Annotated in this window: 23 protein-coding genes; 9 read left to right on the top strand and 14 right to left on the bottom strand. The window is 61.2% G+C overall.

Translation table 11 applies throughout. The annotated features are described in order from the left end of the window. Positions 1-323: 323 nt before the first annotated feature. Complete coding sequence (dacB, locus tag GYK42_RS18160) at positions 324-1,826, bottom strand: D-alanyl-D-alanine carboxypeptidase/D-alanyl-D-alanine endopeptidase (RefSeq protein WP_166448616.1); 1,503 nt, start codon at positions 1,824-1,826, stop codon at positions 324-326. Between the two features lie 8 nt (positions 1,827-1,834). After that, on the bottom strand, positions 1,835-3,073 hold the full coding sequence (locus GYK42_RS18155) for a nucleoside recognition domain-containing protein (protein WP_166448615.1): 1,239 nt from the start codon (positions 3,071-3,073) through the stop codon (positions 1,835-1,837). Positions 3,074-3,290: 217 nt separating this feature from the next. Here GYK42_RS18155 and GYK42_RS18150 point away from each other — a divergent pair, with 217 nt between their 5' ends. The 4 genes from GYK42_RS18150 to GYK42_RS18135 all read left to right on the top strand — a co-directional run bounded on the left by GYK42_RS18150 (position 3,291) and on the right by GYK42_RS18135 (position 10,209). Beyond that, positions 3,291-5,090, top strand: a complete 1,800-nt coding sequence (locus tag GYK42_RS18150) for an ABC transporter substrate-binding protein (protein ID WP_166448632.1) — start codon at positions 3,291-3,293, stop codon at positions 5,088-5,090. 216 nt (positions 5,091-5,306) lie between these two features. Continuing rightward, positions 5,307-8,060 carry a TonB-dependent receptor gene (locus tag GYK42_RS18145; protein ID WP_346768113.1) on the top strand — a complete coding sequence of 918 codons (2,754 nt, stop codon included), beginning with the start codon at positions 5,307-5,309 and terminating at the stop codon, positions 8,058-8,060. An 88-nt stretch (positions 8,061-8,148) separates the two neighbouring features. Further along, the gene (locus tag GYK42_RS18140; RefSeq protein ID WP_166448614.1) at positions 8,149-9,228 is read left to right on the top strand and encodes a S66 peptidase family protein; all 1,080 of its coding nucleotides are present in this window, start codon (positions 8,149-8,151) and stop codon (positions 9,226-9,228) included. An 87-nt stretch (positions 9,229-9,315) separates the two neighbouring features. After that, positions 9,316-10,209, top strand: coding sequence for a YihY/virulence factor BrkB family protein (locus tag GYK42_RS18135; protein WP_166448630.1), 894 nt, complete (start codon positions 9,316-9,318; stop codon positions 10,207-10,209). Between the two features lie 457 nt (positions 10,210-10,666). On the opposite strand, the gene GYK42_RS18130 is transcribed toward GYK42_RS18135, so the two are convergent. The 7 genes from GYK42_RS18130 to GYK42_RS18100 all read right to left on the bottom strand — a co-directional run bounded on the left by GYK42_RS18130 (position 10,667) and on the right by GYK42_RS18100 (position 17,713). Then, positions 10,667-11,794, bottom strand: a complete 1,128-nt coding sequence (locus GYK42_RS18130) for an acyl-CoA dehydrogenase family protein (RefSeq protein WP_166448613.1) — start codon at positions 11,792-11,794, stop codon at positions 10,667-10,669. Between the two features lie 38 nt (positions 11,795-11,832). Next, positions 11,833-12,501 carry an SDR family oxidoreductase gene (locus tag GYK42_RS18125; protein WP_166448612.1) on the bottom strand — a complete coding sequence of 223 codons (669 nt, stop codon included), beginning with the start codon at positions 12,499-12,501 and terminating at the stop codon, positions 11,833-11,835. 79 nt (positions 12,502-12,580) lie between these two features. Continuing rightward, entirely contained in the window at positions 12,581-13,777 is a 1,197-nt protein-coding gene (locus GYK42_RS18120) for an acetyl-CoA C-acyltransferase (RefSeq protein WP_166448611.1), read from the bottom strand. Then, positions 13,774-15,573: a bifunctional isocitrate dehydrogenase kinase/phosphatase gene (gene aceK / locus GYK42_RS18115; RefSeq protein ID WP_166448610.1), complete on the bottom strand. Its 1,800-nt coding sequence runs from the start codon at positions 15,571-15,573 to the stop codon at positions 13,774-13,776. Before aceK ends, GYK42_RS18120 begins: the two co-directional genes overlap by 4 nt. A 53-nt stretch (positions 15,574-15,626) precedes the next feature. Beyond that, on the bottom strand, positions 15,627-16,811 hold the full coding sequence (locus tag GYK42_RS18110; RefSeq protein ID WP_034753750.1) for an isovaleryl-CoA dehydrogenase: 1,185 nt from the start codon (positions 16,809-16,811) through the stop codon (positions 15,627-15,629). A gap of 126 nt (positions 16,812-16,937) precedes the next feature. Continuing rightward, complete coding sequence (locus GYK42_RS18105; RefSeq protein WP_058049621.1) at positions 16,938-17,342, bottom strand: MerR family transcriptional regulator; 405 nt, start codon at positions 17,340-17,342, stop codon at positions 16,938-16,940. Between the two features lie 173 nt (positions 17,343-17,515). Next, positions 17,516-17,713, bottom strand: coding sequence for a hypothetical protein (locus tag GYK42_RS18100; RefSeq protein ID WP_166448609.1), 198 nt, complete (start codon positions 17,711-17,713; stop codon positions 17,516-17,518). A 341-nt stretch (positions 17,714-18,054) separates the two neighbouring features. On the opposite strand from GYK42_RS18100, the gene GYK42_RS18095 reads away from it, so the two are divergent. Both GYK42_RS18095 and GYK42_RS18090 read left to right on the top strand, forming a co-directional pair. Beyond that, complete coding sequence (locus GYK42_RS18095; RefSeq protein ID WP_034753756.1) at positions 18,055-18,462, top strand: hypothetical protein; 408 nt, start codon at positions 18,055-18,057, stop codon at positions 18,460-18,462. Between the two features lie 89 nt (positions 18,463-18,551). Then, entirely contained in the window at positions 18,552-18,878 is a 327-nt protein-coding gene (locus GYK42_RS18090) for a hypothetical protein (protein ID WP_046683172.1), read from the top strand. A 155-nt stretch (positions 18,879-19,033) separates the two neighbouring features. Here GYK42_RS18090 and GYK42_RS18085 read toward each other — a convergent pair whose 3' ends face one another. From GYK42_RS18085 to GYK42_RS18065, 5 genes are all read right to left on the bottom strand, one after another. Further along, positions 19,034-19,648, bottom strand: a complete 615-nt coding sequence (locus GYK42_RS18085; RefSeq protein ID WP_166448608.1) for a UbiX family flavin prenyltransferase — start codon at positions 19,646-19,648, stop codon at positions 19,034-19,036. Then, positions 19,641-19,952, bottom strand: a complete 312-nt coding sequence (gene grxD, locus GYK42_RS18080; RefSeq protein ID WP_034753766.1) for a Grx4 family monothiol glutaredoxin — start codon at positions 19,950-19,952, stop codon at positions 19,641-19,643. Before grxD ends, GYK42_RS18085 begins: the two co-directional genes overlap by 8 nt. Positions 19,953-20,051: 99 nt before the next feature. Next, complete coding sequence (locus GYK42_RS18075) at positions 20,052-20,528, bottom strand: GNAT family N-acetyltransferase (protein WP_166448607.1); 477 nt, start codon at positions 20,526-20,528, stop codon at positions 20,052-20,054. A gap of 4 nt (positions 20,529-20,532) precedes the next feature. Continuing rightward, complete coding sequence (locus GYK42_RS18070) at positions 20,533-22,881, bottom strand: Tex family protein (protein ID WP_086137451.1); 2,349 nt, start codon at positions 22,879-22,881, stop codon at positions 20,533-20,535. Between the two features lie 94 nt (positions 22,882-22,975). Then, complete coding sequence (locus GYK42_RS18065; protein WP_166448606.1) at positions 22,976-23,341, bottom strand: hypothetical protein; 366 nt, start codon at positions 23,339-23,341, stop codon at positions 22,976-22,978. A gap of 261 nt (positions 23,342-23,602) precedes the next feature. Between GYK42_RS18065 and GYK42_RS18060 the strand changes: the two genes are divergently transcribed. From GYK42_RS18060 to GYK42_RS18050, 3 genes are read left to right on the top strand one after another with little or no spacing between them, the layout of a single operon-like run. After that, a complete protein-coding gene (locus GYK42_RS18060) occupies positions 23,603-24,265 on the top strand; it encodes a secretin and TonB N-terminal domain-containing protein (protein WP_166448605.1) in 663 nt (220 codons plus the stop codon). Between the two features lie 2 nt (positions 24,266-24,267). Next, positions 24,268-24,825, top strand: a complete 558-nt coding sequence (locus GYK42_RS18055) for an RNA polymerase sigma factor (protein ID WP_034753775.1) — start codon at positions 24,268-24,270, stop codon at positions 24,823-24,825. Then, a complete protein-coding gene (locus tag GYK42_RS18050) occupies positions 24,818-25,765 on the top strand; it encodes a FecR family protein (RefSeq protein ID WP_166448604.1) in 948 nt (315 codons plus the stop codon). The genes GYK42_RS18055 and GYK42_RS18050 overlap by 8 nt, the downstream gene beginning before the upstream one ends. The last annotated feature ends 6 nt before the right edge of the window (positions 25,766-25,771 follow it).

Below are 25,771 nucleotides of genomic sequence, written 5' to 3'. Positions count from 1 at the left end.
GTGAAACAACTTTGCGCCGATGATAGTGCTGCAACCAGTGTGAAAGTAGGTTATCGTCAGGCTTGTTATTCGCAGTAGAGAAAAACCCCGCCAGCAATGGTGGGGTTTTTTTTCGTCTGGTGGTTTGTTTGCGTTATAGGCTGCGGGTGCTTGTCGGCTTACGCGCTGCGCGCCAAGCCGACCTACGTTTATTGGATGGCGGGTAGGCCGGATTAGCGGAGCGTAATCCGACAACCACGCAAGCCGAACAGGGTAGCCAAACCATACAAAAGGACGAAAAAAAAAAGCAGCGCTGCGCGCTGCCTTTCTATTCTGATTTTCCTTTATTGGCCGGCTACTACCGGCGTGGCGCCGCTCTTGGCGACCCATTCAATCAGCGCATCGACAGCCGCGCGGCCGTTGCCGTTACCGACCAGGTCGCTATTGATCATGGCGACCACCACGCACAGCTGGTTGTTGGCGTCGGGGACATAACCGGCGATAGCCACCACATTCTTCAACGTTCCCGTCTTGATGCGGGCCCGTGCGGCTGCTGGGCTGTTCAGCAGGCGCTTGCGCATGGTGCCGTCCAGCGCGACGATGGGCAGGCTGGACTGGAACTCGGGCGCCCACGGACTTTGCTGCATGGCTTGCAGGACGCCGGCCATTTGCGCCGGTGCAATGCGCCCCGTGCGCGACAGGCCGGAACCGTTGTCGACCAGCATGCCCTGAGTATTAATATTGTGCCGCTGGAACCATTCCTGGACGACTTGCCGCGCCCGGCTGGCCGTGTCTTCCGGCGCCGCCATGGCGACGGGGCGGCTGCCCAGCCAGCCATCGCTTTGCAAGCTGCCCAGACTCAGGAACAGGGTGCGGGCCAGGGTGTTGTCGGACGTTTTGTTGATATCGCGCAGGACCTCCGGCAAGGCGCGCGCCACGTGGTCGGCCAGCATGCGCGTGCCGACCGGTTCGGCCGTCGGCGGCAAGCCAGTTGCCGGCGCTTCGCGCACCGTGCCTGTGATCGTGCCGCCCAGGCGTTTCCAGGTCGCACGGAACAAGCGGTCCGCATAATCGTTGCGGTCGAGCACATTGATGCTGGTGGCCTTGCTGCAATTTTGCGGGAAGGTGCCGTGCAGTATGACTTGAAGCTTGCCGCTCGCATCGCGCCGGTATTCGGGCGGGCGCCAGCCGTCTTCCCACCTGGCGCAACTGGCCTTGATGAGTTTCATGTCGCTCGTGATGCTGACGTTCTCGAGCGCCGGCTGCATCAGGATGTTCAATTGCCGCTCCGTCGAGTTCATATTGATATCGAGCAGATTGGTGTTCAGCAGCAAGGCATCGGGGATGACGTTGTAGCGGAATTCGGCCGACTCATCGAACGGTGGCGCACCGATGTCGGGCCGGGCCGGCTGGAACAGCTGGCGGTCGAGGATCAAATCACCCTTGATTTTCACGATGCCTTGCGTGCGCAAGGTTTGCAGCATGTGTTCCAGCACGTTCGCATTGAAATCCGTATCGGCGCCACCGCGCAGGATCAAGTCGCCCTTCAGCACGCCATTGATGACGTCGGCGCTGGTGCGCAACTCCGTGCGGCCGCGGAAGATGGGGCCCAGCTGCTCCAGGCCCACGGCCGTCGTTACGAGCTTCATGGTGGAGGCCGGTTGCATGCTGCGTTCGGCCCCATGCGACAGCACGGTGGTGTTGCCGCGCAAGACGATGGCGCCCATGGCGTCTTCGGGGATATTCGCGCTGCGCAGCAGCAGGCTGACGGATTCGGGCAATTGCGCGTGCGCAGTCGACAGGCCAAGACCCGCCAACAGTGCAGCCATCAGGACAGGACGTAACATGGTGCTCCTTAGTGGAAAAAGACGTAGGCAACGAAGACGGCGGTAATCACGCCAGCCAGATCGGCGATCAGGCCGGCCGTGATGGCATAGCGCGTCTTGCGGATGCCCACCGAGCCGAAGTAAAGGGCCACGATATAGAAGGTGGTATCGGCCGAGCCCTGGAAGACGCAGGCCAGGCGGCCGACGAAGGAATCGACGCCGTAGGTATTCATGGCATCGATCATCATGGCTTTCGAACCGGAGCCGCTGAGCGGCTTCATCATGGCCGTCGGCAGGGCGGGCACGAAGTCCGTATTGATGCCCAGGTTGGCGAAGAACCAGTTCATGCCGCTCATCAGGAAATTGAATACGCCCGCGTTGCGGATGACGCTGATGGCCACCAGCATGCCGACCAGGTAGGGAATCACGGTAATCGATGTCTGGATGCCGCCTTTCGCGCCCTCGATGAAGGCGTCATACACGTTCACCTTCTTGCGCAGGGCACCGATGATGAAGATGGCGATCACGCTGATGAGCACCAGGTTGCTGACCACTTTCGAGACCAGCTCGATTTCCTGTTTCGTCAGGTATTGTGTGAAGTACCAGATCATGGCGACGATGGCGGTGGTCATGCCGCCCATCCAGCCCAGCACGACGCGGTTCAGCAAGTTGATGCGCTGCTTGATGGAGACCGTGATGATGCCGACCACGGTAGCCACATAGGTGGCGATCATGCAAGGGATAAAGATGTCGGACGGGTCAGCCGCGCCGAGAATCGAGCGCTGCGCCATGATGGCCAGCGGAATCAGGGTCAGCCCCGAAGTGTGCAGCACCAGGAACATGATTTGCGCATTCGTCGCCTCTTCCTTGTTAGGGTTCAAGGTCTGCAGGCTTTCCATGGCCTTCAAGCCGAACGGCGTGGCCGCATTGTCCAGGCCCAGCAGGTTGGCCGAGAAATTCATCACCATATGGCCCGTGGCCGGGTGGTCTTTTGGAATTTCCGGGAAGATGCGCGAAAAGAAGGGCGCGATCACTTTGGCCAGCCAGCCGACGATGCCGGCCTTTTCACCGATATTCATGATGCCCAGCCACAAGGTCATCACGCCCGCGAGCGGCAGGGCGATATCCATCACGCCCATGCGCGCCGTCTCGAACGTGCCGTCGATGATGCGCTTGAAGATATCGGTATCGCCGAGGAACAGCCACTGCAGCACTGCGGCCAGGAAGCCAACGAGGAAAAAGCCGGACCAGATGTAATTAAGTGCCATATTCGATCAGTTCTGTGTGTCGGGAGTGAAAAGTGTCTGCAAGCAAAGTATAGGGGCAGCCCGATACGAGTTGATGAAAGAATGCAGCAATCGCATGCCAAAAAGTTATAAGCTGGCAGCCTGTTTTCATTGGCGCCCCGCAGCGTGCCCGCGTAGTGTGGGGGATGCCTGTCGCTTATTGCTGTTCGTTACCCTTGTCTGCACTGGATCACTGATGATGTTTTTACGCAAAACCGCCTGCGCCGCCGGCCTGGCCCTGTTGACGCTTTTTACCGTGCCCGCGCATGCCGCCGATGCCCGCGCGAACAAGACCCTGCACTTGTTTTTGAGCACGAGCGAGACGGGCCTGGACCCGGCCGTGGCGTCCGACCTGGCCAGCCTGAACTTGATGGAAAACATTTTTGATCCGCTGCTGCGCTACGACTACCTGGCGCGTCCGGTGCAGCTGCAAGGCAATACGGCGCGCGGCTTGCCGAGCGTGGAAGATGGCGGACGCACGTATATCTTTCACTTGCAGCCCGGCATTTTCTTTACGCCCGATCCCGCCTTCAAGGGCAAGCCGCGCGAAGTGACGGCGCAGGATTATGTGTACAGCCTGACGCGGCTGTATGACCCCAGCCTGAAGTCGCCGTGGCTGTTTTTATTGGAAGACAAGCTGGTGGGTGACGCGGCCCTGAAAACAAAATTCAGCTACGACACGCCGATTGCCGGCCTGCAGGCGCTGGACAAATACACCCTGCGCATCCGCCTCAATGGCGTCGACCCGAACTTCCTGTTTTACCTGGCCATGCCGGCGACCGCCGTGGTGGCGCGCGAAGTGGCCGAAGCGTACCCGGCGGCAGGGCAGATCGGCAACCATCCCGTGGGCACGGGGCCGTTCCTGGTGAAGGAATGGAAGCGCAGCGACAAGATCGTGCTGCAGGCCAATCCGACTTTCCGTGCCACCGTGTTTCATACGGAAACCAAGGCGCTGGCCGCCTTGCCACCGGATGCGCGCGCCATCGCGACGGCGCTGGAAGGCAAGCAATTACCGCTGGTCGAGCGCATCGAAGTGCGCATCGTCGAGGAATATCAATCGCGCATGCTGGGTTTCCTGAAAGGCGAATTCGATTATCTGGAACAAGTGCCCGAATCGATGACGGACATGGTGCTGGAAAACGGCGCCTTGAAACCGACGCTGGCCGCCAAGGGCATGCAGCTGACGCGCTTTCCCGTGCTGCAGACGTATTACATGTGGATGAACATGGACGATCCCGTGCTGGGCGGCACGAGCAAGGACAAGCTGGCCCTGCGGCGCGCCATCGCCCTCAGCTACAACAGCCGCGAAGATATCGCGCTGCTGAAAAAAGGCCTGGCCTTGCCGGCCCAGTCGCCGCTGCCACCGAACGTGCTCGGCTATGACAAGGATTACCGCAGCCCCGTCGGCTACGATCCGGCCCTGGCGCGGGCCTTGCTGGATCGCTTCGGCTACAAGGCGGGTCCAGATGGTTTCCGCACGCAGCCGGACGGCACGCCCTTGATCCTGACCATGCATACGGAGCCGAGCACGGTGGGACGCTTGCGCGACGAATTGTGGCGCCGCAACCTGAACGCCATCGGCGTGCGCGTGGAGTTTAAAAGCGACAAGAAGACGGAAATCATCAAGGCCTCGCGCCTGGGCAAGGTGCAGATGTTCGAGACCAACTGGATCGCCGACTTCCCCGATGGGGATAACTTTATGCAATTGTTGTATGGTGGCAACGTTGGCCGCGCCAACTATGCCCGCTTCAACTTGCCCGATTACAATAAACGCTATGAGGAGGCGCGCCTGCTATCCGATACGCCGCGCCGACGCAGTCTGTACTTCGACCTGTTTCAGCTGATCCACGCCTACACGCCGTGGGTGTTGCTGACGCATCCCATCTCTGCCGACCTGCAACAACCGTGGCTAAAAAACTACAGGCGCCACCCCGTGGAATTCACCTCCTGGCGCTATCTGGACGTGGATAAAGCCAAGGGTAGCCCCGCAGGCAAGTGACCATGTCGCTGAAAAGGGCATTCATTCCAAAAAGTTATGGTTAGGAAAGCATTTTTCATTGGCTGGCCGCGGATGCATCGCGCTACTCTGAAAATGAAAACAAATAAAGTCATGCGCAATTGTCATAAAAAAATGTACCGCGAGACAGACGTTGCGACATATCTAACAGCCTGACTTGATGACTCAAGTTTCGATTGCCCAACAAGGAGAAGACCTGTGAAATTGAAAAAGCTAGCGCAGTTGGTGGCATTGATGGGGGTGGTGGGGCCGGTAATGGCACAGGAAGCGGCCGCGCCAGCGCTGCAACGGGTCGAAGTGACGGGCAGCAGCATCAAGCGCGTGGCCAAGGAAGGCGCGCTGCCGGTGCAAGTCATCACCTTTGACCAGATCGAAAAACAGGGCATCACGACGACCGAACAACTGGTGCGTACCCTGTCGGCGAATGGCACGGGCGCTGATAACATGACTTCGGGCAATAACGTGTTTGGCGCCGATGCGGACAGGGTCAGCGGCGGCGCTTCGTTCGCCTCGCTGCGCGGCCTGGGACCGTCGAGCACCCTGGTGCTGTTGAACGGCCGCCGCATCGCCACGCACGGCGCCAGCGGCAAGTCGGTCGACCTGAACTCGATCCCGCTGGGCGCGATTTCGCGCGTGGAAATTCTCAAGGATGGCGCCTCGGCGATCTACGGCACGGACGCCATCGGCGGCGTGATCAATTTCATTTTGAAAACCAATTACAGCGGCGTGGAAGCGTCCGTCTCCACCAACGATACGCAGGCAGGCGGCGGCGCCACGCGCCGCGCCTCGCTGCTGGCCGGTACGGGTTCGCTGGAAAGCGACCGCTACAACATAATGGCCAGCCTGACCGTCGACAAGGCCGAGCGCCTCAACGGCAGCGACCGCTCCTTCGTCAACGGCTTCCAGCCGGGCCGCGGCCTGTCGCCTGATACGACGGGCACGCCGTTTGCCAACCAGATGGCGGGTGCCGGAACGGCGCTGGGCGCCTCGTTCCAGCTGCCAGGCGATGCGAATAAATACCTGCAAGCCAATCCCTTGAGTTTCCAGGGCAAGTGCGACAGCATCGCCGGCATGTCGCAGTACCAGACGGCACTGTGGAAAGACGTGACCTCGCCGCTACGCACCACGTATTCCTGCGCCTACGACTATGGCGCCGACTATGTGCTGCAATTCCCCGTCGAAAGGGCCAATCTGCTGTCGCGCGGCACCTTCCAGCTGGCGCCCGACCACCGCATGTTTGTCGAAGTGCTCGGTTCGCGCACCAAGGCCACGGCCATTTTGACGCCGATGCAGGTGCAGGCGACCGTTGCCAACAAGAATTTGTATCCGGTCGGCGGCGCGTACTATCAGGATTTGTCGGCCTACATCCCCTCGTTCGACAACACCAAGCCGATTTCCTACAAATGGCGCGCCAATGACGTGGGCAATCGCACGCAGGAAAACACGACAGACAATGCCCGCGTGCTGGTGGGCTTTGAAGGCAACTTTGGCAAGTGGGATTACAAGGCCGGCATTTCGCGCGCCGAAAGCAGCACCAAGACCAAGCTGACGGATGGCTATTCCTACACGGACAAGCTGTACGCGGCATTGGCCAGCGGCATCATCAATCCATGGGTGGGCGCCGGCCAGAGCCAGACGGAAGCGGCCAAGCAATTGATCGAATCGACCAAGTTCCGTGGCGACTTCCAGCATGGCAAGACGACCCTGACGCAGATCGACGGTTCCGTTTCGGGCGAGCTGTTCCAGCTGCCGGCCGGTGCGCTGGCCATGGCGGCCGGTTTTGACTTGCGCCGCGAAGGGTACAGCTTCGGGCAAGACGTCGACGCCATCCAGATCCTGCTGGCGCCAGGCAATGCCGCATTAAAAGATGCCAGCCGTACCGTCAAGGCCGTGTATGCCGAGTTGCTGGTGCCGGTCACGAAGGATCTGGAAATGCAGCTGGCCATCCGCCGCGACGATTACAGCCTGGTGGGCGCGACGACGAATCCGAAAGTGGCTTTCCGCTATCAGCCAACCGACTTCCTGCTGTTCCGTGGTTCGGCCAGCAAGGGTTTCCTCGCGCCAAGCTTCCAGCAGCTGTATTCCGGTTCGCTGAGCCAGGAATTGCCGAACGGCGTGATCGATCAGGAAGGTTGCGCCAATCATCCGGGCGTGCCCGAGTACTGCGCCATCGACCGCCTCGACTACAGGACGGGCGGCAACACGAACCTGAAGCCGGAAACGTCGAAGCAGGGCAGCGTCGGTTTTGTCATCGAGCCGTTCAAGGGCTATTCGGCCTCGTTCGATTACTGGGCCATCAACACCAAAGACCGCATCCTGAACCGCACGCCGCAAATCGTGCTGGCCAACTACCAGGCGCTGAACCAGTACATCCACCGCAATCCGGACGGCACCATCGATTACGTGCAGGCGGGCTGGATCAATGCGGCAGGCAGCCGCGTGCGCGGCCTCGACGTGGGCTTGCGCGGCGAAGGCAAGATCCGGGACGCGAAATGGACGGCGACCCTGGACGGCACGTATATGGACAGCTTCAAGTTTGCGGAATATCAAGGCCAGGAATACCAGGAACTGGTCGGCAAGTTCTATACGCGCGATCTGTACCTGCGCTGGAAACACAATGCCAGCTTCGGCGTGTCGCGCGGCGACTGGAGCGGCTTGCTGATCCAGAGTTTTTCGTCGGGCTACAAGGATCAGGTGCCGAATGGCGGCAAGGGTGCGCCGCCACCGGGCTTCAAGCCGGACGTGTCCAGCTACACCACGTATAACCTGTCGGGCACGTACACGGGCTTCAAAAATACGACGATTACCGTGGGCATCCAGAACTTGTTCGACCGCGATCCACCGTTCACCGCGCACAACGTGGATGAAGTGGTGGGTGCCGGCTGGGACCCGCGCGTGGCCGATCCACGCGGCCGTTCGCTGTCGTTCCAGCTGAAGTACAAGTTCATGTAAGGCAACCATGCCGGCGGCGATCCCGCTGGCGTGCTAACCTCGTGCGGCGGCGCCTGGCGTCGCCGTTTTTATTCCAGGAAAGGGCCGCATGTCCAGTCAGACCAATCTCAGCCGGCGCCGCTTCGGCGGCTTGCTGGCCGCCACTCTTGGGGCGGCAGGCACACCGGCGTGGGCGGCGGCCGCGCAAGGGAAGGGCAAACGCATGCAACAGCAACACGCATTGATCAAACCGGCGCGCCTGCGCGAAGGCGACCTGGTCGCCATCATCGCACCGGGCGGCTTTACGGATGAGGACGCCATCGCGAAGGCCGTGCGCAATATCGAATCGCTGGGGCTGCGCGCCAGCCTGGGCGCCAATATTCGCGCCGTGCACGGCAACTATGCGGGTACGGTGCGGCAGCGCCTGGACGACTTGCACGCCGCGTTTCGCGACCCGGACGTCAAGGCCGTGTGGGCGATACGCGGCGGCTCCGGCTGCATTTCACTGCTGGCGCTGCTCGATTACGTCTTGATCCGCGCCAACCCGAAAGTGCTGATCGGCTATTCCGACATTACGGCCCTGCACCTGGCCATACTCCGCCAGACGGGCCTGGTGACGTTTCACGGCCCCGTGGCCTCGTCCACGTTTTCCGACTACACGGTGACGCAGTTGCAAAACGTGCTGATGACGCCGCAAGAGCAGTACACGATCCCGATGGCGCTGGACAATCACCGCCGCGCGCAGACGCAGCCGAACTTCGCCATCCGCACCGTGCACGGCGGCCAAGCGACGGGGCGCTTGACGGGCGGCAATCTGTGCATGGTCAGCGCGCTGGCCGGCACGCCGTATGCGGCTGATTTCCGCGAGCATATTTTGTTCCTCGAAGAAATCAACGAAGTGCCGTACCGCATTGACAGGATGTTGTGCCAGCTCGACCTGTCCGTGGGGTTCAACAAGGCGGCGGCCTTGATGCTGGGCATCTTCGAGCATTGCGAGGCGGCCGAGGGCGACACCGCGCTGACCTTGAATGACACTCTGGACCAGCATTTGCAGCCTTTACGTGTGCCGGCCGTCAGCGGCTACTCGTTCGGCCACATCCGCCACCAGTTCACGATACCGATGGGCATCCTCGCCGCCCTGGATGCGGACCGGCAAACCTTGACCTTATTGGAGCCAGGCGTCTGCTAGCGTACGGTGCAGCGGGGCGCTTGTCAGTATGCTAGTGTGATTGCAGGCGTGGCACGAGGCCGCGCCGCCTTCTTCACCGCATCCGACATGATCAACCGCCACGCCAGTACCTACATCCTCAGCCACCCGCTGGCCTTCGCGCTGCAGGTGCTGAAGGGTTTCCGCGCCAACCAGGGCTTGCTGCTGGCGGGCGCCGTCGCGTATTACTCGCTGCTGTCCATCGTGCCCCTGTTGATGCTGGTGGTGGTGGCCCTGTCCCACGTGATCGCGCAGGATGAATTGCTGCAAACCATAGGCCATTACCTGGAATGGCTGGTGCCGGGGCAATCGAAAGCCATCGTAGCGGAAGTAGCGCATTTCCTCAACAATCGGGGCGTAATCGGCTGGCTCTTGCTGCTGACCATGCTGTTTTTCAGCTCGCTGGCGTTTACCGTGCTGGAAAACGCCATGAGCGTGATCTTTATCCACCGCGTGGCCATCCGCCGCCGCCATTTCCTCATTTCCGCCGTGCTGCCGTACTGCTACATCCTGTGCCTGGGTGTGGGTATTCTGCTCATCACCCTGGTGGCGGGCAGCTTGCAAGTGATGAGCGAGGAAAGCGTGCGCTTCCTGCGCCATGACTGGGGCCTGGAGGGCGTGTCCGGCGTGCTGTTGTATTTGCTGGGGCTGGCGGGCGAAATCCTCGTGCTCAGCTCGATCTACCTGGTCATGCCGGTCGGACGATTATCGATCACGCATGCGCTGATCGGCGGCGTGACGGCGGCCTTGCTGTGGGAAATCGCGCGCCATGTGCTGGTCTGGTATTTTTCCACCTTGTCGCAGGTCAATATCGTGTATGGCTCGATGACGACGGCCATCGTCGTCATGTTCAGCCTGGAAATCGGCGCCACCTTGCTGCTGCTGGGTGCGCAAGTGATTTCCGAATACGAGAGAGTGGCCCGTGGCGGCGAAGAGGACAAGCCGCTGGCGCTAAGGACTTGATTTAAAAAGGTTGTTGCGTTGCACAAAAGGCTGTGCTATACTCCGTTCAGTGATTGAGATTTGGCAGCAAATTATCTCACCATCCAGTTTCAGCGCGGCGACCGACAGGTGTAATGTCGATGGCGTGACAGTGCGAAGAAATGGATTTTGTAATTCCGGATACGATGGTCGATTTTACACTTGGAGTCACCATGCAGATAGCATGGGAGTCCGAAAATCAGGAGGCACTTTGCAGATAGCACTGGCGTCCATGACACGATTAAAGCATTGGTAATACATTGGAACGAAGCCCGCGCTAGCGGGCTTTTTTTTCGTCTGTGGCGGGCGCGTTGAGCAAGCTACTGCGCAGCCCGCTCTCGACTCGGCGTTACTCGCCGTACCGAAGTACGGCTGCGTTACTCAAGCCGATATCGGCTTGCTCGCTACGGTTGCTCAAGGCGCCGAGACTTTTACTGCTTTATAAAGCTCGGGCGATCAGGATTTTCTGGATATCGCTGGTGCCCTCGTATATCTGGCACACGCGCACGTCGCGGTAGATGCGCTCGACGGGGAAGTCGGACACATAACCATAGCCGCCGTGCACCTGAATGGCGTCCGAACACACTTTTTCCGCCATTTCCGACGCAAACAGCTTGGCCATGGCCGCTTCTTTCAAACAAGGCAAGCCCGCATCCTTCATGGCTGCCGCGTGGCGGATCAGCTGGCGCGCCGCTTCGATCTGCGTGGCCATGTCGGCCAGGCGGAATTGCACGGCCTGGTGTTCATAGATGGGCTTGCCGAAACTCTCGCGGTCGCGTGCATAGCTCAGGGCCGCTTCATACGCGGCGCGCGCCATGCCCACGGCTTGCGAAGCGATGCCGATGCGACCGCCTTCCAGGCCGGACAGGGCGATCTTGTAGCCTTGCCCTTCTTCGCCGATCAAATTTTCCGCAGGGATGCGGCAATTCTCGAACAGGATTTGCGCCGTGTCCGACGAATGCTGGCCCATTTTCTGTTCCAGTCCCGCCACGATGTAGCCAGGCGTGTTCGTCGGCACCCAGAAGGCGCTGATGCCGCGTTTGCCGGCTGCTTTGTCGGTCACGGCCATGACGATGGCCACGTCCGCATACTTGCCGCTGGTAATGAACTGCTTGGTGCCGTTGATCACGTATTCATTGCCGTCGAGCGTGGCCGTCGTGCGCAGGGCCGAGGCGTCGCTGCCCGTGTGCGGTTCCGTCAAGCAAAATGCACCGAGCATCGTGCCTTGCGCCAGCGGGCGCAGCCATTGTTCCTTTTGCGCGTCGTTGGCGTACATCATGGCGATGCTGCAGACGGGGCAATTGTTGACGGAAATGATGGTCGACGTGCCGCCATCGCCGGCGGCGATTTCTTCCAGTACCAGGGCCAGCGATACATAGTCGAGGCCGGCGCCGCCGAGCGCTTCCGGCACGGCCACGCCAAAGGCGCCCAGCGCGGCCAGTTCCTGCAATTCTTCTTTCGGGAAATGATGTTCCTTGTCCCAGCGGGCCGCATTGGGCGCCAGGCGCTCGCGCGAAAAACTGCGCAGCGCTTCCTGGATCATGGTCTGTTCTTCATTGAGTATCATGGGACGTCGTCTCGTATTTTTTATAGTGGATGCGGGAATTACCAGCCGATGGGCTTGCCATCGTAATTGCGGAACACGGCCTTGTCCGTGGCCGGCAGGCTGGCCAGAGTGGCGCGGATGCCGGCCGCGCTTTCTTCCGGAGAAAGGTCGGCGCCGGCGCCGCCCATGTCCGTGCGTACCCAGCCCGGGTGGAAGGCCACACAGCTGACGCCTTGCGGGCCATGCACGAGGGAAGTGTCGATCAGCACGGAATTCAAGGCCGCCTTGCTGGCGCGGTACAGCGAGCCGCTGGGATTGCCCCGCTCGCTCAGGGAGCCCATGTGCGAGGACAGCACGGCCAGTTTCCCTTTGGCATTGCCTACCAGCGGCGCCAGGAGCGGCAGCAGTCGCATGGCCGCCAGCACGTTCGTGTGCATGACGGCATCGAAATCTTCTTGCGTGGGGGAGCCGTCGTGGCGGGGGCCATACACGCCCGCGTTGAGGATGGCCACGTCGAGCTTTTCATCGTCGAGCTTCCAGCCCAGGCCAGCACAGCCTTCCACGTCCGTCACGTCGAGCCGGTGCGCTTCCGCGCCCAGTTGCGCGAGGGCGTCGCAAGCGTCTTGCGTGCGCGCCGTGGCAATCACTCGCCAGCCGTCGTGGCGGTATTGACGGACGATTTCGTGGCCGATGCCGCGCGAGGCGCCGATGATCAATGCAGTAGGCATGTGTTCTCCCTGAGTAATCAATGAAAAGGCGCGCAGCGTACGTGACCACGCCGCGCGCGCCTGTCGTCAACAGAGCAGCTTATACCAGTTCGATCGCCATCGCCGTCGCTTCGCCGCCGCCGATGCACAAGGCTGCCACGCCGCGCTTGCCGCCGGTTTTCTTCAGGGCGCCCAGCAGGGTGACGATGATGCGCGCGCCCGAGGCGCCGATCGGGTGCCCCAGCGCGCACGCGCCGCCGTGGATGTTGATCTTGCTGTGTGGAATGTCGAGGTCGTGCATGGCGGCCATCGGCACGGCTGCGAACGCTTCATTGATCTCGAACAAGTCGACGTTGCTGCTGCTCCAGCCCGTTTTGGCGTACAGCTTTTTCACCGCGCCGACGGGGGCCGTGGTGAACTCGTTCGGCGCCTGCGCATGCGTGGCATGGCCATGGATTTTCGCGATGACGGTGCAGCCGAGCTTTTTCGCCGTCGATTCGCGCATCAGCACGAGGGCTGCCGCGCCGTCGTTGATCGACGAAGACGAGGCGGCCGTGATCGTGCCATCTTTTTTGAAGGCGGCCTTCAAGGTCGGGATTTTTTCCAGGCGGGCTTTTTGCGGGCCTTCATCGATGCTGACGACGGTGTCGCCGCTGCGGCCAGAAACGGTCACGGGTGCGATTTCCCACTCAAAACTGCCATCCTTGGTGGCCGCTTGCGCGCGTTTTACGGATTCGATGGCAAACGCATCCTGCGCTTCGCGCGTGAAGGCGTACTGGCTGGCGCACTCTTCGGCAAACGTGCCCATCGAGCGGGCATTGCCCTTTTCATCGCGGCTGTAAGCGTCTTCCAGGCCATCCATCATCATGTGGTCATAGATCATGCCATGGCCGATGCGGTAGCCGCCGCGCGCCTTCGGCACCAGATAGGGGGCGTTGGTCATCGATTCCATGCCGCCCGCCACGACCACGTCGGCGCTGCCAGCGATCAAGGTGTCGTGCGCGAACATGGTCGTCTGCATGGCCGAGCCGCACATTTTCGACAGGGTCACGGCGCCCGTGGAATCGGGCAAGCCCGCCTTGCGCAAGGCTTGGCGCGCGGGTGCCTGGCCCTGGCCAGCCATCAGGCAATTGCCGAAATACACGTGTTCAACGGCGTCCGGCGCCACGCCGGCCCGTTCGACGGCGGCGCGGATGGCCACGGCGCCCAGGTCGCTGGCGGTGACGTTGGCAAAGTCGCCCTGGAAGGCGCCCATGGGGGTGCGCGCGGCACCGACGATTACGACTGGATCATTCATGTTGGATCTCCGGTTAAGGGTGGGGAGGGTGACTGCATACAAAAACGCAGGTGCTGCGGATAGGGGAAGACGTCCTCGATATGGCCGTCTTCGATGCGCTGCTTGCGCGCTTGCCAGTATTGCGCCGTCAGCAGGTCGGCATGGTGTTGCATGAAATAGCGGCGGATGCGGGGATTGCCCAGCAGGAAGGTGCCGAATTGTTCGGGAAACACATCGTGCTTGCCGATGGGATACCACGGTTCGGCCGACATTTCCTCCTCCTCCGTACGCGCCTGGGGAATGACGCGGAACTGGCAATCGGTGATGTACTCGATTTCATCGTAATCGTAAAAAACGACACGCTGATGACGGGTCACGCCAAAGTTTTTATACAGCATGTCGCCTGGAAAAATATTCGCCGCCACCAGCTCCTTGATGGCGTTGCCGTACTCGACGATGGCGTGTTCGACCAGATCATCGCGGCCTTCCTTTTCGGCATTGCTCAGCCACATGTTCAGCGGCACCATGCGCCGCTCGATGTACAGGTGGCGGATGATGATCTGTTCCCGGTCTTCTTCGATCAGCGACGGAGCGAATTGCTTCAGCTCGGCCAGCAGTTCCTCGGCAAAACGGGCGCGCGGAAAGGCCACGTTGGAATACTCGAGCGTGTCGGCCATGCGGCCCACCCGGTCGTGGTGTTTCACCAGCAAATACTTTTGCTGGACTTGCGCGCGCGTGGTTTCCTTGGGCGGCGGGAAAAAATCCTTGATCACCTTGAAAACATAGGGAAACGAGGGCAAGGCAAACACCAGCATGACCAGGCCGCGGATGCCGGGCGCGCTTTCGAAGTGGTCCGACGAGTGTTTCAGGTGCTGCAGGTAGTCGCGGTAAAACAAGGTCTTGCCCTGTTTTTGCAGGCCCAATATCGTATAGATTTCGCTGCGCGGTTTGCGCGGCAGCAAACTTCGGAGAAATTGCACGTAAGCCGACGGTACTTCCATATCGACCAGGAAATACGCACGCGTAAACGAAAACAGCACGGCGATCTGCTGGTGCTCGAACAGCACCGTATCGAGCACGAGCTTGCCGTGGCGGTTGTGCAGGACCGGCACGACGAACGGATATTCGCGGTTGCCGTTGATCCCCTTGCCAACCAGGTAGGCGCCCTTGTTGCGGTAAAACAAACTGGTCAAGACCTGGATCTGGTGGTTCGGCTCGAGCTTGTCGCCGCCGAACAGCTGCTGCAGCCGCGCTTCCACCTGGGCCACGTCACGTTCGAGGTTGGCAAAATCGCAGTCGAGCTGGAAGTCCGTCACCATGCATTGCAGGGTGTGGCGCAAGCCATCTTTGCCCGGGTAATACACGCGGTAGGTGGGCACCGGGTCTTGCGTTTCGATGTATTCCGTGGACACGACAGGGCGCACGAAAATATAGTCGTTATTGAAATAGGTGCGGTGCAAGATGTTGCAGCAGACGGAGTTGAAGAAGGTTTCCGCCAGTTCCGGCTGCTTGTGTTCCGTCAGCATGCCGATGTAGTGCAGCTTGAGTTCGCGCCACACTTCGTCGCCCAACTCCGACTCTTCGTACTCATCTTCGAGCATCTGCACGCATTCCTGCACGCGCCTGTCATAAAAGTCGATGCGCTCGCGGGCCGCCGTTTGCGCCGCGGTCCAGGCGCCTTGCTCGAAATACTGCTTGGCTTGCTGGCTCGTTTCGCGGAACAAACGGTAATGCTTGTCGAAGCCGTCGCGGATGGTGCGCGCGATATCGAATGCAATCTGGGAAGAGAGCAATTTGGGGAAGGCAATGTGCGTCATATCTGTGCTCGCATGAATGGCTCATCACCCAGTCGATCGTCGCGCGCCCGTGCTTACTTGGTTTCCGCAAACAGTTCGCGGCCTATCAGCATGCGGCGGATTTCGCTGGTCCCGGCGCCGATTTCATACAGCTTGGCATCGCGCCACAGGCGGCCGGCCGGATACTCGTTGATGTAGCCGTTGCCGCCCAGGGCTTGGATCGCTTCGCCCGCCATCCAGGTGGCCTTTTCCGCACTATACAGAATGGCGCCGGCCGCATCCTTGCGCAACTGGCGCACGGCTTCGGGCGTGGTGGCGCGGTCGCAGGCTTGGCCCACGGCGTAGACATAGGCCTTGCACGCCATCATGGTCGAATACATATCGGCCAGCTTACCTTGCATCAACTGGAATTCACCGATGGCCTGGCCGAATTGCTTGCGGTCATGCACGTAGGGTACGACCAGGTCCATGCAGGCCTGCATGATGCCCAGCGGGCCGCCGGACAGCACGGTGCGCTCGAAATCGAGGCCCGACATCAGCACATTGACGCCCTTGCCCAGGCCGCCCAGCACGTTTTCGGCCGGCACTTCGCAATCCTGGAACACCAGTTCGCCCGTGTGCGAGCCGCGCATGCCCAGCTTGTCGAGCTTTTGCGCGATGGAAAAGCCCTTGAAATTCTTTTCGATCAGGAAAGCCGTCATACCGCGCGGACCCGCTTCCAGGTCGTTTTTCGCGTACACCACCAGCACGTCCGCGTCGGGACCGTTGGTGATCCACATCTTGGTGCCGTTCAAGACCCAGCGGTCGCCCTTGAAGTCGGCGCGCAGCTTCATGCTGACGACGTCCGAGCCCGCGTTCGGTTCCGACATGGCCAGGGCGCCGATGTGCTCGCCCGTGATCAGTTTCGGCAGGTACTTGGCTTTTTGCTCGGCCGTGCCGTTGCGCTTGATCTGGTTCACGCACAGGTTCGAGTGGGCGCCGTAGGACAGGCCGACGGAGGCCGAGGCGCGCGAGATTTCTTCCATGGCAATGATGTGCGCCAGGTAACCCATGCCGGCGCCGCCGTATTCTTCGCTGACGGTGATGCCGAGCAAGCCCATGTCGCCCATCTTGCGCCACAGGTCCATGGGGAACTGGTCCGTGCGGTCGATTTCGGCCGCGCGCGGCGCGATTTCGGCGGCGGCAAATTGTTGGATCGCTTCGCGCAGGGAGGCGATGTCGTCGCCGTGGTCAAAGGTCAAGCCTGGGAGATGGAGCATGTCGTCCTCGTCGTCGTTATAAGTGTGGCGGTCATGGGTGCCGGGTCAGTGTAGCTATGATACTCAGTTGTGACGTTTACGTAAACGTAAAGTAATGCGCACGGCAGTTGTCCGCTGCCTATGCCTTTAGCTGGTTTGCGCCTTATCAAGGTTCAAGTCCGCCAGCATGCGCGCGCACGCTTCTTCATGCGCGCTGATTTCCGCCAGCGCCATTTCAATGTCGATGCGCTGCTGCTCCAGGGTCTGCCGGTGCTGCGCCAGGACGCCCAGGAAGCGGTCCATCTGCGCGCGCGTGTCCTTTGGCGACTCGTACATGTCGACCAGGCTCTTGATCTCCGACAACGCCAGGCCCAGGCGCTTGCCGCGCAGGGTCAGTTTCAAGCGGGTGCGGTCGCGCGGCGTGTAGACGCGGTTGCGTCCGCCGGCGCCTTCGCGCTTCGGACTGAGCAAGCCCTGGTCTTCATAGAAACGGATGGCGCGCGCCGTGATGTCGAATTCCCGCGCCAGTTCGGTAATCGTATAGGTCGTCATGGGTGCGGGCGGTGTCGGTTGCATGGGTGGTCGGTCACTGGATGGGGGCTGCGAGGCAATGGTGGCAAAGTGCCGTTTACGTCAACGTCAATACTATTGTAGCGTGCCCTGCCCGTGCTGCAACAAAGAAAAAGGTGGTCGTGAACGGGAGAATTTGGTGAATCAGACAATAATTACTGAAAATAAATTGATTCTTCTTGCACAAACGCGTTTAAGATCGAGAGTTGGTGGCCAAGATGACACCAAAAAGAGCTTTCCTGGCATAACGGCGACATTCTTTTCGCTGCGATGGCAGTAAAATTTTTGGGCGCAGATTCTTTCCAATAGGCACGATCAAAAAACAACGTTTCCACTATGAGCGCGTTGTTCATGTCGTTTCCATATTGAAAACAAAATGGCCCTTCTGAAAACTTTGTCTACGAGAAATTGTATGACATGGGCATTGCGTGTATCGGTAGAGGAGGGCATTATCCGATACCGTACGTTGTAATGCCAAACCGAGGCTTTGAATCGTGCTGCAGTGCGAAAATCAAGGCTAGCCGCGAATTTGACCCGAAGCCACGCAGAATCGCAAGAGAAAATTCGGCCCACTTTTTGACCTGAAAAGCCCGGCTGGAGTGTTAATTGTTAATTGATGCTCTTTTCAAATGTAACAATCTGTATGGTCATTCAAGAAACTGACTTTCATGTTACAACATGAAATAGTACACCTATGAATTCTTCTAACGAACGCGAAAGCTTCAGCCAGCGACTTCAGTTGGCTCTCAAAAACGCCCATTATTCTCCAGACAGCCCGACCAGACTGGCCCGGGAATTCAATATCCGTTTCGACGGGCGCCCGATTACCGTGCATGCAGCTAGGAAATGGTTAGTAGGTGAAGCAATTCCGACGCAAGAGAAATTGCGCATGATTGCCCAATGGTTGGGCGTTCCGGCGGAATGGTTGCGTTTTGGCGGCCCGGAAAGCGCCACGCCGAACGGTGAGGCGGGCAGCGCTTTGTCGCGTTTTGAGTCCGCCGATGTGAAATTAATTGCCGATTTGCAAAGATTAGATGAACATCATCGTCAAATCGCGCGAGAATTTATTCGCATGCTGGTACGAGTCAACTACCAAAAGTAAGCATCCAGGCCCTCCCCGGCCGGCGCCGTCCGCCTTTCGCTGGCGGTGCTCCCCCTGTCCTTTTATTTGCGCAAGGTCATACTGGAGACATGATTTTGCCGCACAATAAGACCTCGCATGTTGCGCTGCAGCGGAATTATTTGACAATAATTCCGCGTGCGGCGGCGCAGCGGCCAATACCAGCGCATAATCACATCAGAAGCAGCCAGTTCATCCACTACGGAGCCGAGCATTTGAGCCGTCTTATGAAAAGTAACTACAGCAATACCGCGCAGCTGAAGGACTTGATGACCGTGCCCCCCATGACTGCCGCGCAACATGCGGAAGTGATGCGCAAACGGATCGCCCACCGCAGAATGGTTGAAGAAGCCAGGGATTTGAAGCAGGCAAGTGCCACGCAGTTCGAAAAACGCTGAGTGGTGGATGCCTGACCAACGCTGCTGCGCGTCGGCATAGGCGGCCTGCGATGCTCACCGTGCTCTAGCACGGTTGCGCTTCTCGACCACCTCTTCCTTCCGCTCGCGACGCTTTTGTCAGGCATCGTGACGTGCGTACTCTGCCACGAAGTTTGTCAGCTTGTTGGGGACTGGTCCGGCGCTTTCAATCCATGCCACCGCGGTGCCAGGCTGTGCTCGATGCCGAGCAGGTCGATGACGCGCGCCACCGTATGGTCGACCATTTCCGCGATGCTCTGCGGGTGGTGATAAAAACTCGGCAAGGGCGGGAAGATGATGCCGCCCATTTCGGTCACGGCCGTCATATTGCGCAGGTGCGCCAGGTTGAACGGCGTTTCGCGCACCATCAGGATCAGGCGCCGGCGCTCCTTGAGCACCACATCGGCGGCCCGCGTGATCAGATTATCCGACAAGCCGTGCGCGACGGCCGCCAGGGTCTTCATCGAGCACGGCGCGACGACCATGCCATCCGATTGAAACGAGCCGCTGGCGATCGAGGCGCCGATGTCGCGCAGCTTGTGCACCACGTGCGCCTGCGCTTCGATGTCCTTGCGCCCCACGCCCGTTTCCTGGTGCAGGGTCAGTACGGCCGCATCCGACAAGACCAGATGCGTCTCGACGCCGGGGATGGCACCGAGCAATTGCAGCAGCCGCAAGCCATACACGGCGCCCGTGGCGCCCGTGATGGCCACGACGACACGGCGCGGCCGCTGCGTTTGGCTATCAGGCATCCAGCAGGGACTTCAGTTCGCCCGATTCAAACATTTCATTCATGATATCGGAACCACCGATGAACTCGCCTTTCACGTACAGCTGTGGAATGGTCGGCCAGTTCGAGTAATCCTTGATGCCCTGGCGCACTTCCGGGTCATCGAGCACGTTGACGGTAGCGATGTTTTCCACGCCGCACGCTTTCAGGATCTGGATGGCGCGGCCGGAAAAGCCGCACTGCGGGAACTGGGCCGTGCCCTTCATGAACAGCACGACTGGCGTGTTCGTCACGGTTTCTTTGATCCAGGTTTGTACGTCGCTCATAGCTGCCTCTGATGGGTAAATAAATAGATGCCGTCATTTTATAAGAAAACGCCGGCACGGGTATGCGCTCAAGTCATAAATCGGGCAAGTCAGCCACGTTCAGGCGTATAAGGTCTTGCCCAGGCAGGTCGATTGTGCCGCGCCCACGTATTTGCCCCAGGCAGTCACGGGCGCGTAGCCGTGTTTGGCATAGAACGCCACCGCGCGGGCATTCGCCAAACGGGTGGACAGGTGCAGCGCCTGATAGCCATGCCGGCGCGCCTGCGCCTCCACATGGGTCAGCAGGGCCGCGCCCACCCCAGTCGAACCCGGGCGCGCATACATGCGCTTGAGTTCGCCTACGGCGCTGTCCGCTTCGCCCAGCGGGCGCAGGGCGGCGCAGCCCAGCAATTCTCCGGCCGCATCGCGGGCCAGGTAAAAGCCGCCGCGCGGCGTTGCCGCTTCGATATCGAAGGAAGAACGGCCGCTGTCGCCATTGATGCGCAGCAGCGTGTCCGACAATGCATCGAGCAGCAGCTGCGCCTCCGCGCCGGCGGGGTCCACCGCCAGGATGACGAAATCATGCCTGGCGGCCATGGACTTAGCCGCGCAGCTTGGCGAACGCGGCGGCCATGCTGCCGGCCGGCTCGGGCGCGTTGCGCGATTGCGACTGGTGCTGCGCCATGCTGCGGCGGTCGTTGCGGTCGCCACGTTGCTCGGGCTTGCTGCCCGCTTGCGGCGCGCTGTCCGTCAGACGCATGGTCAGCGCGATGCGCTTGCGCTTTTCATCGACTTCCAGCACCTTGACGCGCACGACCTGGCCAGCCTTCACCACCGTGTGCGGATCCTTGACGAACGTGTTCGACAGGGCGGAAATGTGCACGAGGCCATCCTGGTGCACGCCGATGTCGACGAAAGCGCCAAAGGCGGCCACGTTGGTGACCACGCCTTCGAGAATCATGTCCGGGCGCAAGTCGCGGATTTCTTCCACGCCTTCCTTGAAGGTGGCGGTGGTGAATTCCGGACGCGGGTCGCGGCCCGGCTTTTCCAGTTCCTTCAGAATATCGGAAATGGTCGGCACGCCAAAGGTTTCATCCGCATATTTTGCCGGGCTCAAGGTTTTCAGCAGGGCGGTTTCGCCGATGACGGCCTTGATGTCTTTCTTGATATCGGCCAGGATCTTTTCCACCAGCGGGTACGATTCCGGGTGGACGGCCGAGGCGTCGAGCGGGTTCTCTCCGCCCATCACGCGCAGGAAGCCCGCCGCCTGTTCGTAGGTCTTGTCGCCCAGGCGCGGTACGGCCTTCAACGCGGCGCGCGAAGTGAACGCGCCTTTCATGTCGCGGTAGGTGACGATGCTTTGCGCCACGCTGGCCGACAGGCCGGACACGCGCGCCAGCAGCGGCGCCGACGCCGTATTGACGTCCACGCCGACGGCGTTCACGCAATCTTCCACCACTGCATCGAGCGAGCGCGCCAGCTGGCTTTGGCTCACGTCATGCTGGTACTGGCCCACGCCGATCGATTTCGGGTCGATTTTCACCAGTTCGGCCAGCGGGTCTTGCAGGCGGCGCGCGATCGAAACGGCGCCGCGCAGGGACACATCCATGTCCGGCAATTCTTTCGAGGCGAATTCGGACGCCGAGTACACCGACGCGCCCGCTTCCGAGACGACGATCTTCGTCATCTTCGCTTCCGGATGCTGCTTGATCAAGTCCTGCGCCAACTTGTCCGTCTCGCGCGAGGCCGTGCCGTTGCCGATGGAAATGAGCGACACATTGTGCTTGGCGGCCAGGCGGCCCAAGGTATGCAGCGAGCCGTCCCAGTCATTCTTCGGCTGGTGCGGGTAGATCACGGCCGTGTCGACGACTTTACCGGTGGCATCGACGACGGCGACCTTGACCCCCGTGCGCAGGCCAGGATCGAGGCCCATGGTGGCGCGCTGGCCGGCTGGCGCTGCCAGCAGCAGCGCTTTCAGATTGGTGGCAAACACATTGATCGCATCGAGTTCCGAGCGTTCGCGCAGCGCGCCCATCAGTTCCGTTTCCAGGTGCATGAAGCTTTTCACGCGCCAGGTCCAGCGCGCCGTGTCCGCCAGCCATTTGTCGGCCGGGCGGCCTTGTTGCTTGATGCCGAAACGGGCGGCGATGCGGCCTTCGCACGGGTTGTGCGGCGCATCCCATTTCGGTTTTTCCGCTTCCGTATCCAGGCGCAGGGTGACGTCGAGGATGCCTTCGCGGCGGCCGCGCAGCAGCGCCAGCGCGCGGTGCGAAGGGACGGTCGAGATGGTTTCCGAGTAATCGAAGTAATCGGCGAATTTTTCGCCTTCGTCCTGCTTGCCTTCCACCACTTTCGATTCGACGATGCCATGTTCCTGCACGTACTCGCGCAGGGTTTGCAGCAAGGTGGCGTCTTCGGCGAAACGCTCCATCAAAATCTGGCGCGCGCCGTCGAGGGCCGCCTTGGTGTCCGCCACGCCCGGATTATTCCCGTCGGCACTAGTAAACGCGTCGCGCAGGAATTTGCCCGCTTCCGTTTCCGGCGTCAGCTCCGGGTTTTCCAGCAAGCCGTCGGCCAGCGGCATCAAGCCCGCTTCGATGGCGATCTGCGCCTTCGTGCGGCGCTTTTGCTTGTATGGCAGATACAAGTCTTCCAGGCGCGTCTTGTCTTCCGCGTGCATGACGGCGTCGAGCAGCTCGGGCGTCATCTTGTTCTGTTCCGTGATCGAGGCCACAATGGCGGCGCGCCGCTCTTCCAGCTCGCGCAGGTAGCGCAAGCGCTCTTCCAGCAGGCGCAGCTGGATATCGTCGAGGCCGCCGGTCGCTTCCTTGCGGTAACGGGCGATGAAGGGCACGGTGGCGCCTTCGTCGAGCAGTTCGATGGCGGCGGCAACCTGCACCGGTTTGGCGGCAAGTTCAAGGGCAAGGCGTTGTTCGATAGTGGGCAGCATGGTTGTTTCCAGAGCGATCAAGCCTGGAATGATACGCAATCGGCGCGATTGCGCAATCTTGACAGCGCAAATGGACTGTGCGTTGACAACAACGTCAACGCGGCGGCAGCAGCGGGCTGGCGGGCGGTGGAGCAGGCGGACGCTGCGGCATGACGGACTTGCCGAAGGCATTGCCCATGCGGTGTTCGAGGGCGGCGCGGTTGTACAGGCCCAGCTGGTTCGACGGGCGCTGCATGACGGCTTCCGCGCCGGACAGGGCGGGCGGCTGACGGTTCACGGTGTTGTCATTCGGCAATAATTTTTCAGTCAAACAAGACATCGATTGCGCGCGCTGGCCATGGACTTCCACCTCGACGCAGCCCTTCTGCGGGGCGGGGGCTTGCACGACGACGGTGTGCTCGTCCGCCTGCGCGGGCAGGGCGGCGCAGATCAACAGCAACAGTGATAACAGGCGTGCCATGGCGGCTCCCGGAGCGGTGGAATCAGCGTCCAGCATAGCAAGGTCATGTGTCGCGGCGATGACACGGGCCGGAATGCGGGCTGGCGCCATGTCATGCAGTTGTCATTTTATGAAGCTACCATCTTGCCATTCTGCAGACAACATTGCAGTCAAGACACTTCATAAGCAGGCTTTCTCGTTGATTTTCCCTGGAAAATGATACTAACCCACCGCCGCGCCGCAACGGGCAATGCCCTGTCCGCCTGCTTGCTGATGACATTCATGACATTGATGACATTCGTGCGGCCGGCTGCCAGTGCGGACGGGGCTGACGCCAGCACACACGCGACCTTGCGTTTCGATTTGCCCGCCCAGCCGCTTGACGCGGCCCTGGTGGCGTTTGGCGAAGTGACCGGGTATTCCGTGCTCGTCAGCAGTCAGCTGGCGGCCGGCAGAGTGGCCTCGCCCGTGCGCGGCGACTACACGCCGACCGAAGCGCTGCAGCGTTTGCTGGTCGGAACCCAGCTGGGTGCGCGTTTCAGTGGCAGCAATGCCTTCACCTTGCTGGCGCTGGCCGACGCACCTGTGGCGCCGCCGCCCGTGCCGGCCGAAGCTGCGCCCGCCGCCGCACCATTGCAAGGCTATGCGGCCGTCCTGCAGCGTTCGCTCACGCGCGCCCTGTGCCGCTTGCATCCGGACGCTTTCGGCCGCTACCGCCTGGCTTTCCAGCTGTGGCTCGACGAGCGGGGCAAGGTGCGCGACGTGCACGTGCTCGAACCGAGCGGCATGGAACAGCGCGACCGCGCCGTGCTGCAGCGCCTGCGCAGCCTGCTGATCGATGGCGCGCCGCCGGCCGGCTTGCCGCAGCCGCTGACGATTTTACTGACGCCGCGGCCCGATCCCGATGCCGATTGCGCGCCCTACCTCTTGCCTGGTGCGCCCTGACCATGTCGGATTTGCTCAAAGCCACCTTGCGCAAGCTGTTCCTGGAACGCTACGGACAGTTTCGCCGCCACCTGCAGCGCCGCCTCGGTTCGGAAGACCTGGCCAATGACGCGCTGCATGAAACGTATTTGCGGGTGGAACGGATGACCGCGCCCGAAGCGATCAGCTATCCGTCCGCGTATCTGATGCGCATCGCCATCAACATTGCGGAAGATCAACGCCGCGACAATGCGCGCCTGCTCAGCCTGCCCGATATCGACGATCTGTACGAGATGGCCGACGAGTTGGCCGACCCGGCCCGTACCTTCAGCGCGCGCGCCGAGCTCGAGGAACTGGAACGGGCCTTGCAGGAGTTGCCGAAACGCCGGCGCGCCATCGTCATCGCCGCCCGCGTCGACCAGTTGCCGCACCGCGACATCGCCGAGCGCTTCGGCATTTCCGCCCGCACGGTCGAGAAGGAATTACGCGCGGGACTCGAACATTGTTGTGAGCGCATGGGACGCGATTTCATCCAGCGCTTCGGTCCCGGCGCGGGAAAAACGTCTAAACATCATGATTGAACAAACGGAAGACGACATGGGTGTCATCCAGAAGGAAGCGCAGGCGTGGGTCGTGCGCCTGGCCTCGGGCCAGGTCAGCGAGCGCGACGCGCAAGTGTTCCGTCACTGGTGCGCGCGTAGCCGCAAGCATGCGACGGCCTTTGCCGAGGCGCGCGCCGTGTGGGGCGCCATGGCGCCGGCCGCGCTCGCCGTCAAGCGGGCGCAGGCGCCTGTCAACGTGGCGCGGCGCGCCTGGCTCGGCGGCGCCGTCGCCGCCTCGCTGGGCTTGCTGGTGCTGCGCCCGCCCACGGACCTGTGGCCGGCCGTGGCCGGTCTTGCCGCCGACTACGCCACGGGCACGGGCGAGCAGCGTGAAGTGGCGCTCGATGGCGGCGTGCTGGTGCAGATGAATACCCAGACGCGGCTCGACGCGGCGCCCGTGCAGGACGGCGCCGCGTCGCTGGTGCTGCTGGCCGGTGAAGCTGAATTCCAGGCCGGCTTGCGCGGTGCGGCGAGCGTGCGCGTGCAGGCGGGCGACGGCACGGTGTCGGCCGGCAGCGCGCGCTTCAATATCCGCCTGTTTGGCCAGGAAGTGTGCGTGACGTGCCTGGCGGGCCGCTTGCGCGTGGCGCAGGCCGGCAACGATGCGGAACTGGCGGCCGGCCAGCAGCTGCGCTACCGGCCCGAGCATTTCGGCATCGCCCGCGCAGTGGCAAAAAGCGACGTCAGCGCGTGGCGCCAGCGCCTGTTGGTCTTCAAGCAAAGCACGCTGGCCGAGGTGGTGGATGAAGTGAACCGCTACCGTCCCGGCAAGCTGATCCTCAATGGCGACGCCTTGAAACACGCACGCGTGCAAGCGAGCTTTTCGCTCGACCGCCTCGATGACGTGATCGCCCTGATCCAGGACGCGTATGGCGCGCGCGTGACGCGTTTGCCGGGCGGCATTGTGCTGTTCGGCTGAGTCCCG

The organism is Janthinobacterium lividum (genome assembly GCF_011601275.1).
Lineage (GTDB): Bacteria > Pseudomonadota > Gammaproteobacteria > Burkholderiales > Burkholderiaceae_D > Janthinobacterium > Janthinobacterium lividum_E.
This window is presented reverse-complemented; position numbering and strand designations above follow the sequence as displayed.

Bases quoted from the DNA above. Each gene is read 5' to 3' on its own strand.
- GYK42_RS18110 (WP_034753750.1), bottom strand. From the start codon at position 16,811: ATGCTCCATCTCCCAGGCTTGACCTTTGACCACGGCGACGACATCGCC.
- GYK42_RS18155 (WP_166448615.1), bottom strand. From the start codon at position 3,073: ATGGCACTTAATTACATCTGGTCCGGCTTTTTCCTCGTTGGCTTCCTG.
- dacB (WP_166448616.1), bottom strand. From the start codon at position 1,826: ATGTTACGTCCTGTCCTGATGGCTGCACTGTTGGCGGGTCTTGGCCTG.
- GYK42_RS18125 (WP_166448612.1), bottom strand. From the start codon at position 12,501: ATGCCTACTGCATTGATCATCGGCGCCTCGCGCGGCATCGGCCACGAA.
- GYK42_RS18100 (WP_166448609.1), bottom strand. From the start codon at position 17,713: ATGAACAACGCGCTCATAGTGGAAACGTTGTTTTTTGATCGTGCCTAT.
- GYK42_RS18095 (WP_034753756.1), top strand. From the start codon at position 18,055: ATGAATTCTTCTAACGAACGCGAAAGCTTCAGCCAGCGACTTCAGTTG.
- GYK42_RS18090 (WP_046683172.1), top strand. From the start codon at position 18,552: ATGATTTTGCCGCACAATAAGACCTCGCATGTTGCGCTGCAGCGGAAT.
- GYK42_RS18085 (WP_166448608.1), bottom strand. From the start codon at position 19,648: ATGCCTGATAGCCAAACGCAGCGGCCGCGCCGTGTCGTCGTGGCCATC.
- GYK42_RS18130 (WP_166448613.1), bottom strand. From the start codon at position 11,794: ATGATACTCAATGAAGAACAGACCATGATCCAGGAAGCGCTGCGCAGT.
- GYK42_RS18140 (WP_166448614.1), top strand. From the start codon at position 8,149: ATGTCCAGTCAGACCAATCTCAGCCGGCGCCGCTTCGGCGGCTTGCTG.
- GYK42_RS18055 (WP_034753775.1), top strand. From the start codon at position 24,268: ATGTCGGATTTGCTCAAAGCCACCTTGCGCAAGCTGTTCCTGGAACGC.
- aceK (WP_166448610.1), bottom strand. From the start codon at position 15,573: ATGACGCACATTGCCTTCCCCAAATTGCTCTCTTCCCAGATTGCATTC.
- GYK42_RS18135 (WP_166448630.1), top strand. From the start codon at position 9,316: ATGATCAACCGCCACGCCAGTACCTACATCCTCAGCCACCCGCTGGCC.
- GYK42_RS18050 (WP_166448604.1), top strand. From the start codon at position 24,818: ATGATTGAACAAACGGAAGACGACATGGGTGTCATCCAGAAGGAAGCG.
- grxD (WP_034753766.1), bottom strand. From the start codon at position 19,952: ATGAGCGACGTACAAACCTGGATCAAAGAAACCGTGACGAACACGCCA.
- GYK42_RS18075 (WP_166448607.1), bottom strand. From the start codon at position 20,528: ATGGCCGCCAGGCATGATTTCGTCATCCTGGCGGTGGACCCCGCCGGC.
- GYK42_RS18150 (WP_166448632.1), top strand. From the start codon at position 3,291: ATGTTTTTACGCAAAACCGCCTGCGCCGCCGGCCTGGCCCTGTTGACG.
- GYK42_RS18065 (WP_166448606.1), bottom strand. From the start codon at position 23,341: ATGGCACGCCTGTTATCACTGTTGCTGTTGATCTGCGCCGCCCTGCCC.
- GYK42_RS18060 (WP_166448605.1), top strand. From the start codon at position 23,603: ATGACATTGATGACATTCGTGCGGCCGGCTGCCAGTGCGGACGGGGCT.
- GYK42_RS18105 (WP_058049621.1), bottom strand. From the start codon at position 17,342: ATGACGACCTATACGATTACCGAACTGGCGCGGGAATTCGACATCACG.
- GYK42_RS18120 (WP_166448611.1), bottom strand. From the start codon at position 13,777: ATGAATGATCCAGTCGTAATCGTCGGTGCCGCGCGCACCCCCATGGGC.
- GYK42_RS18070 (WP_086137451.1), bottom strand. From the start codon at position 22,881: ATGCTGCCCACTATCGAACAACGCCTTGCCCTTGAACTTGCCGCCAAA.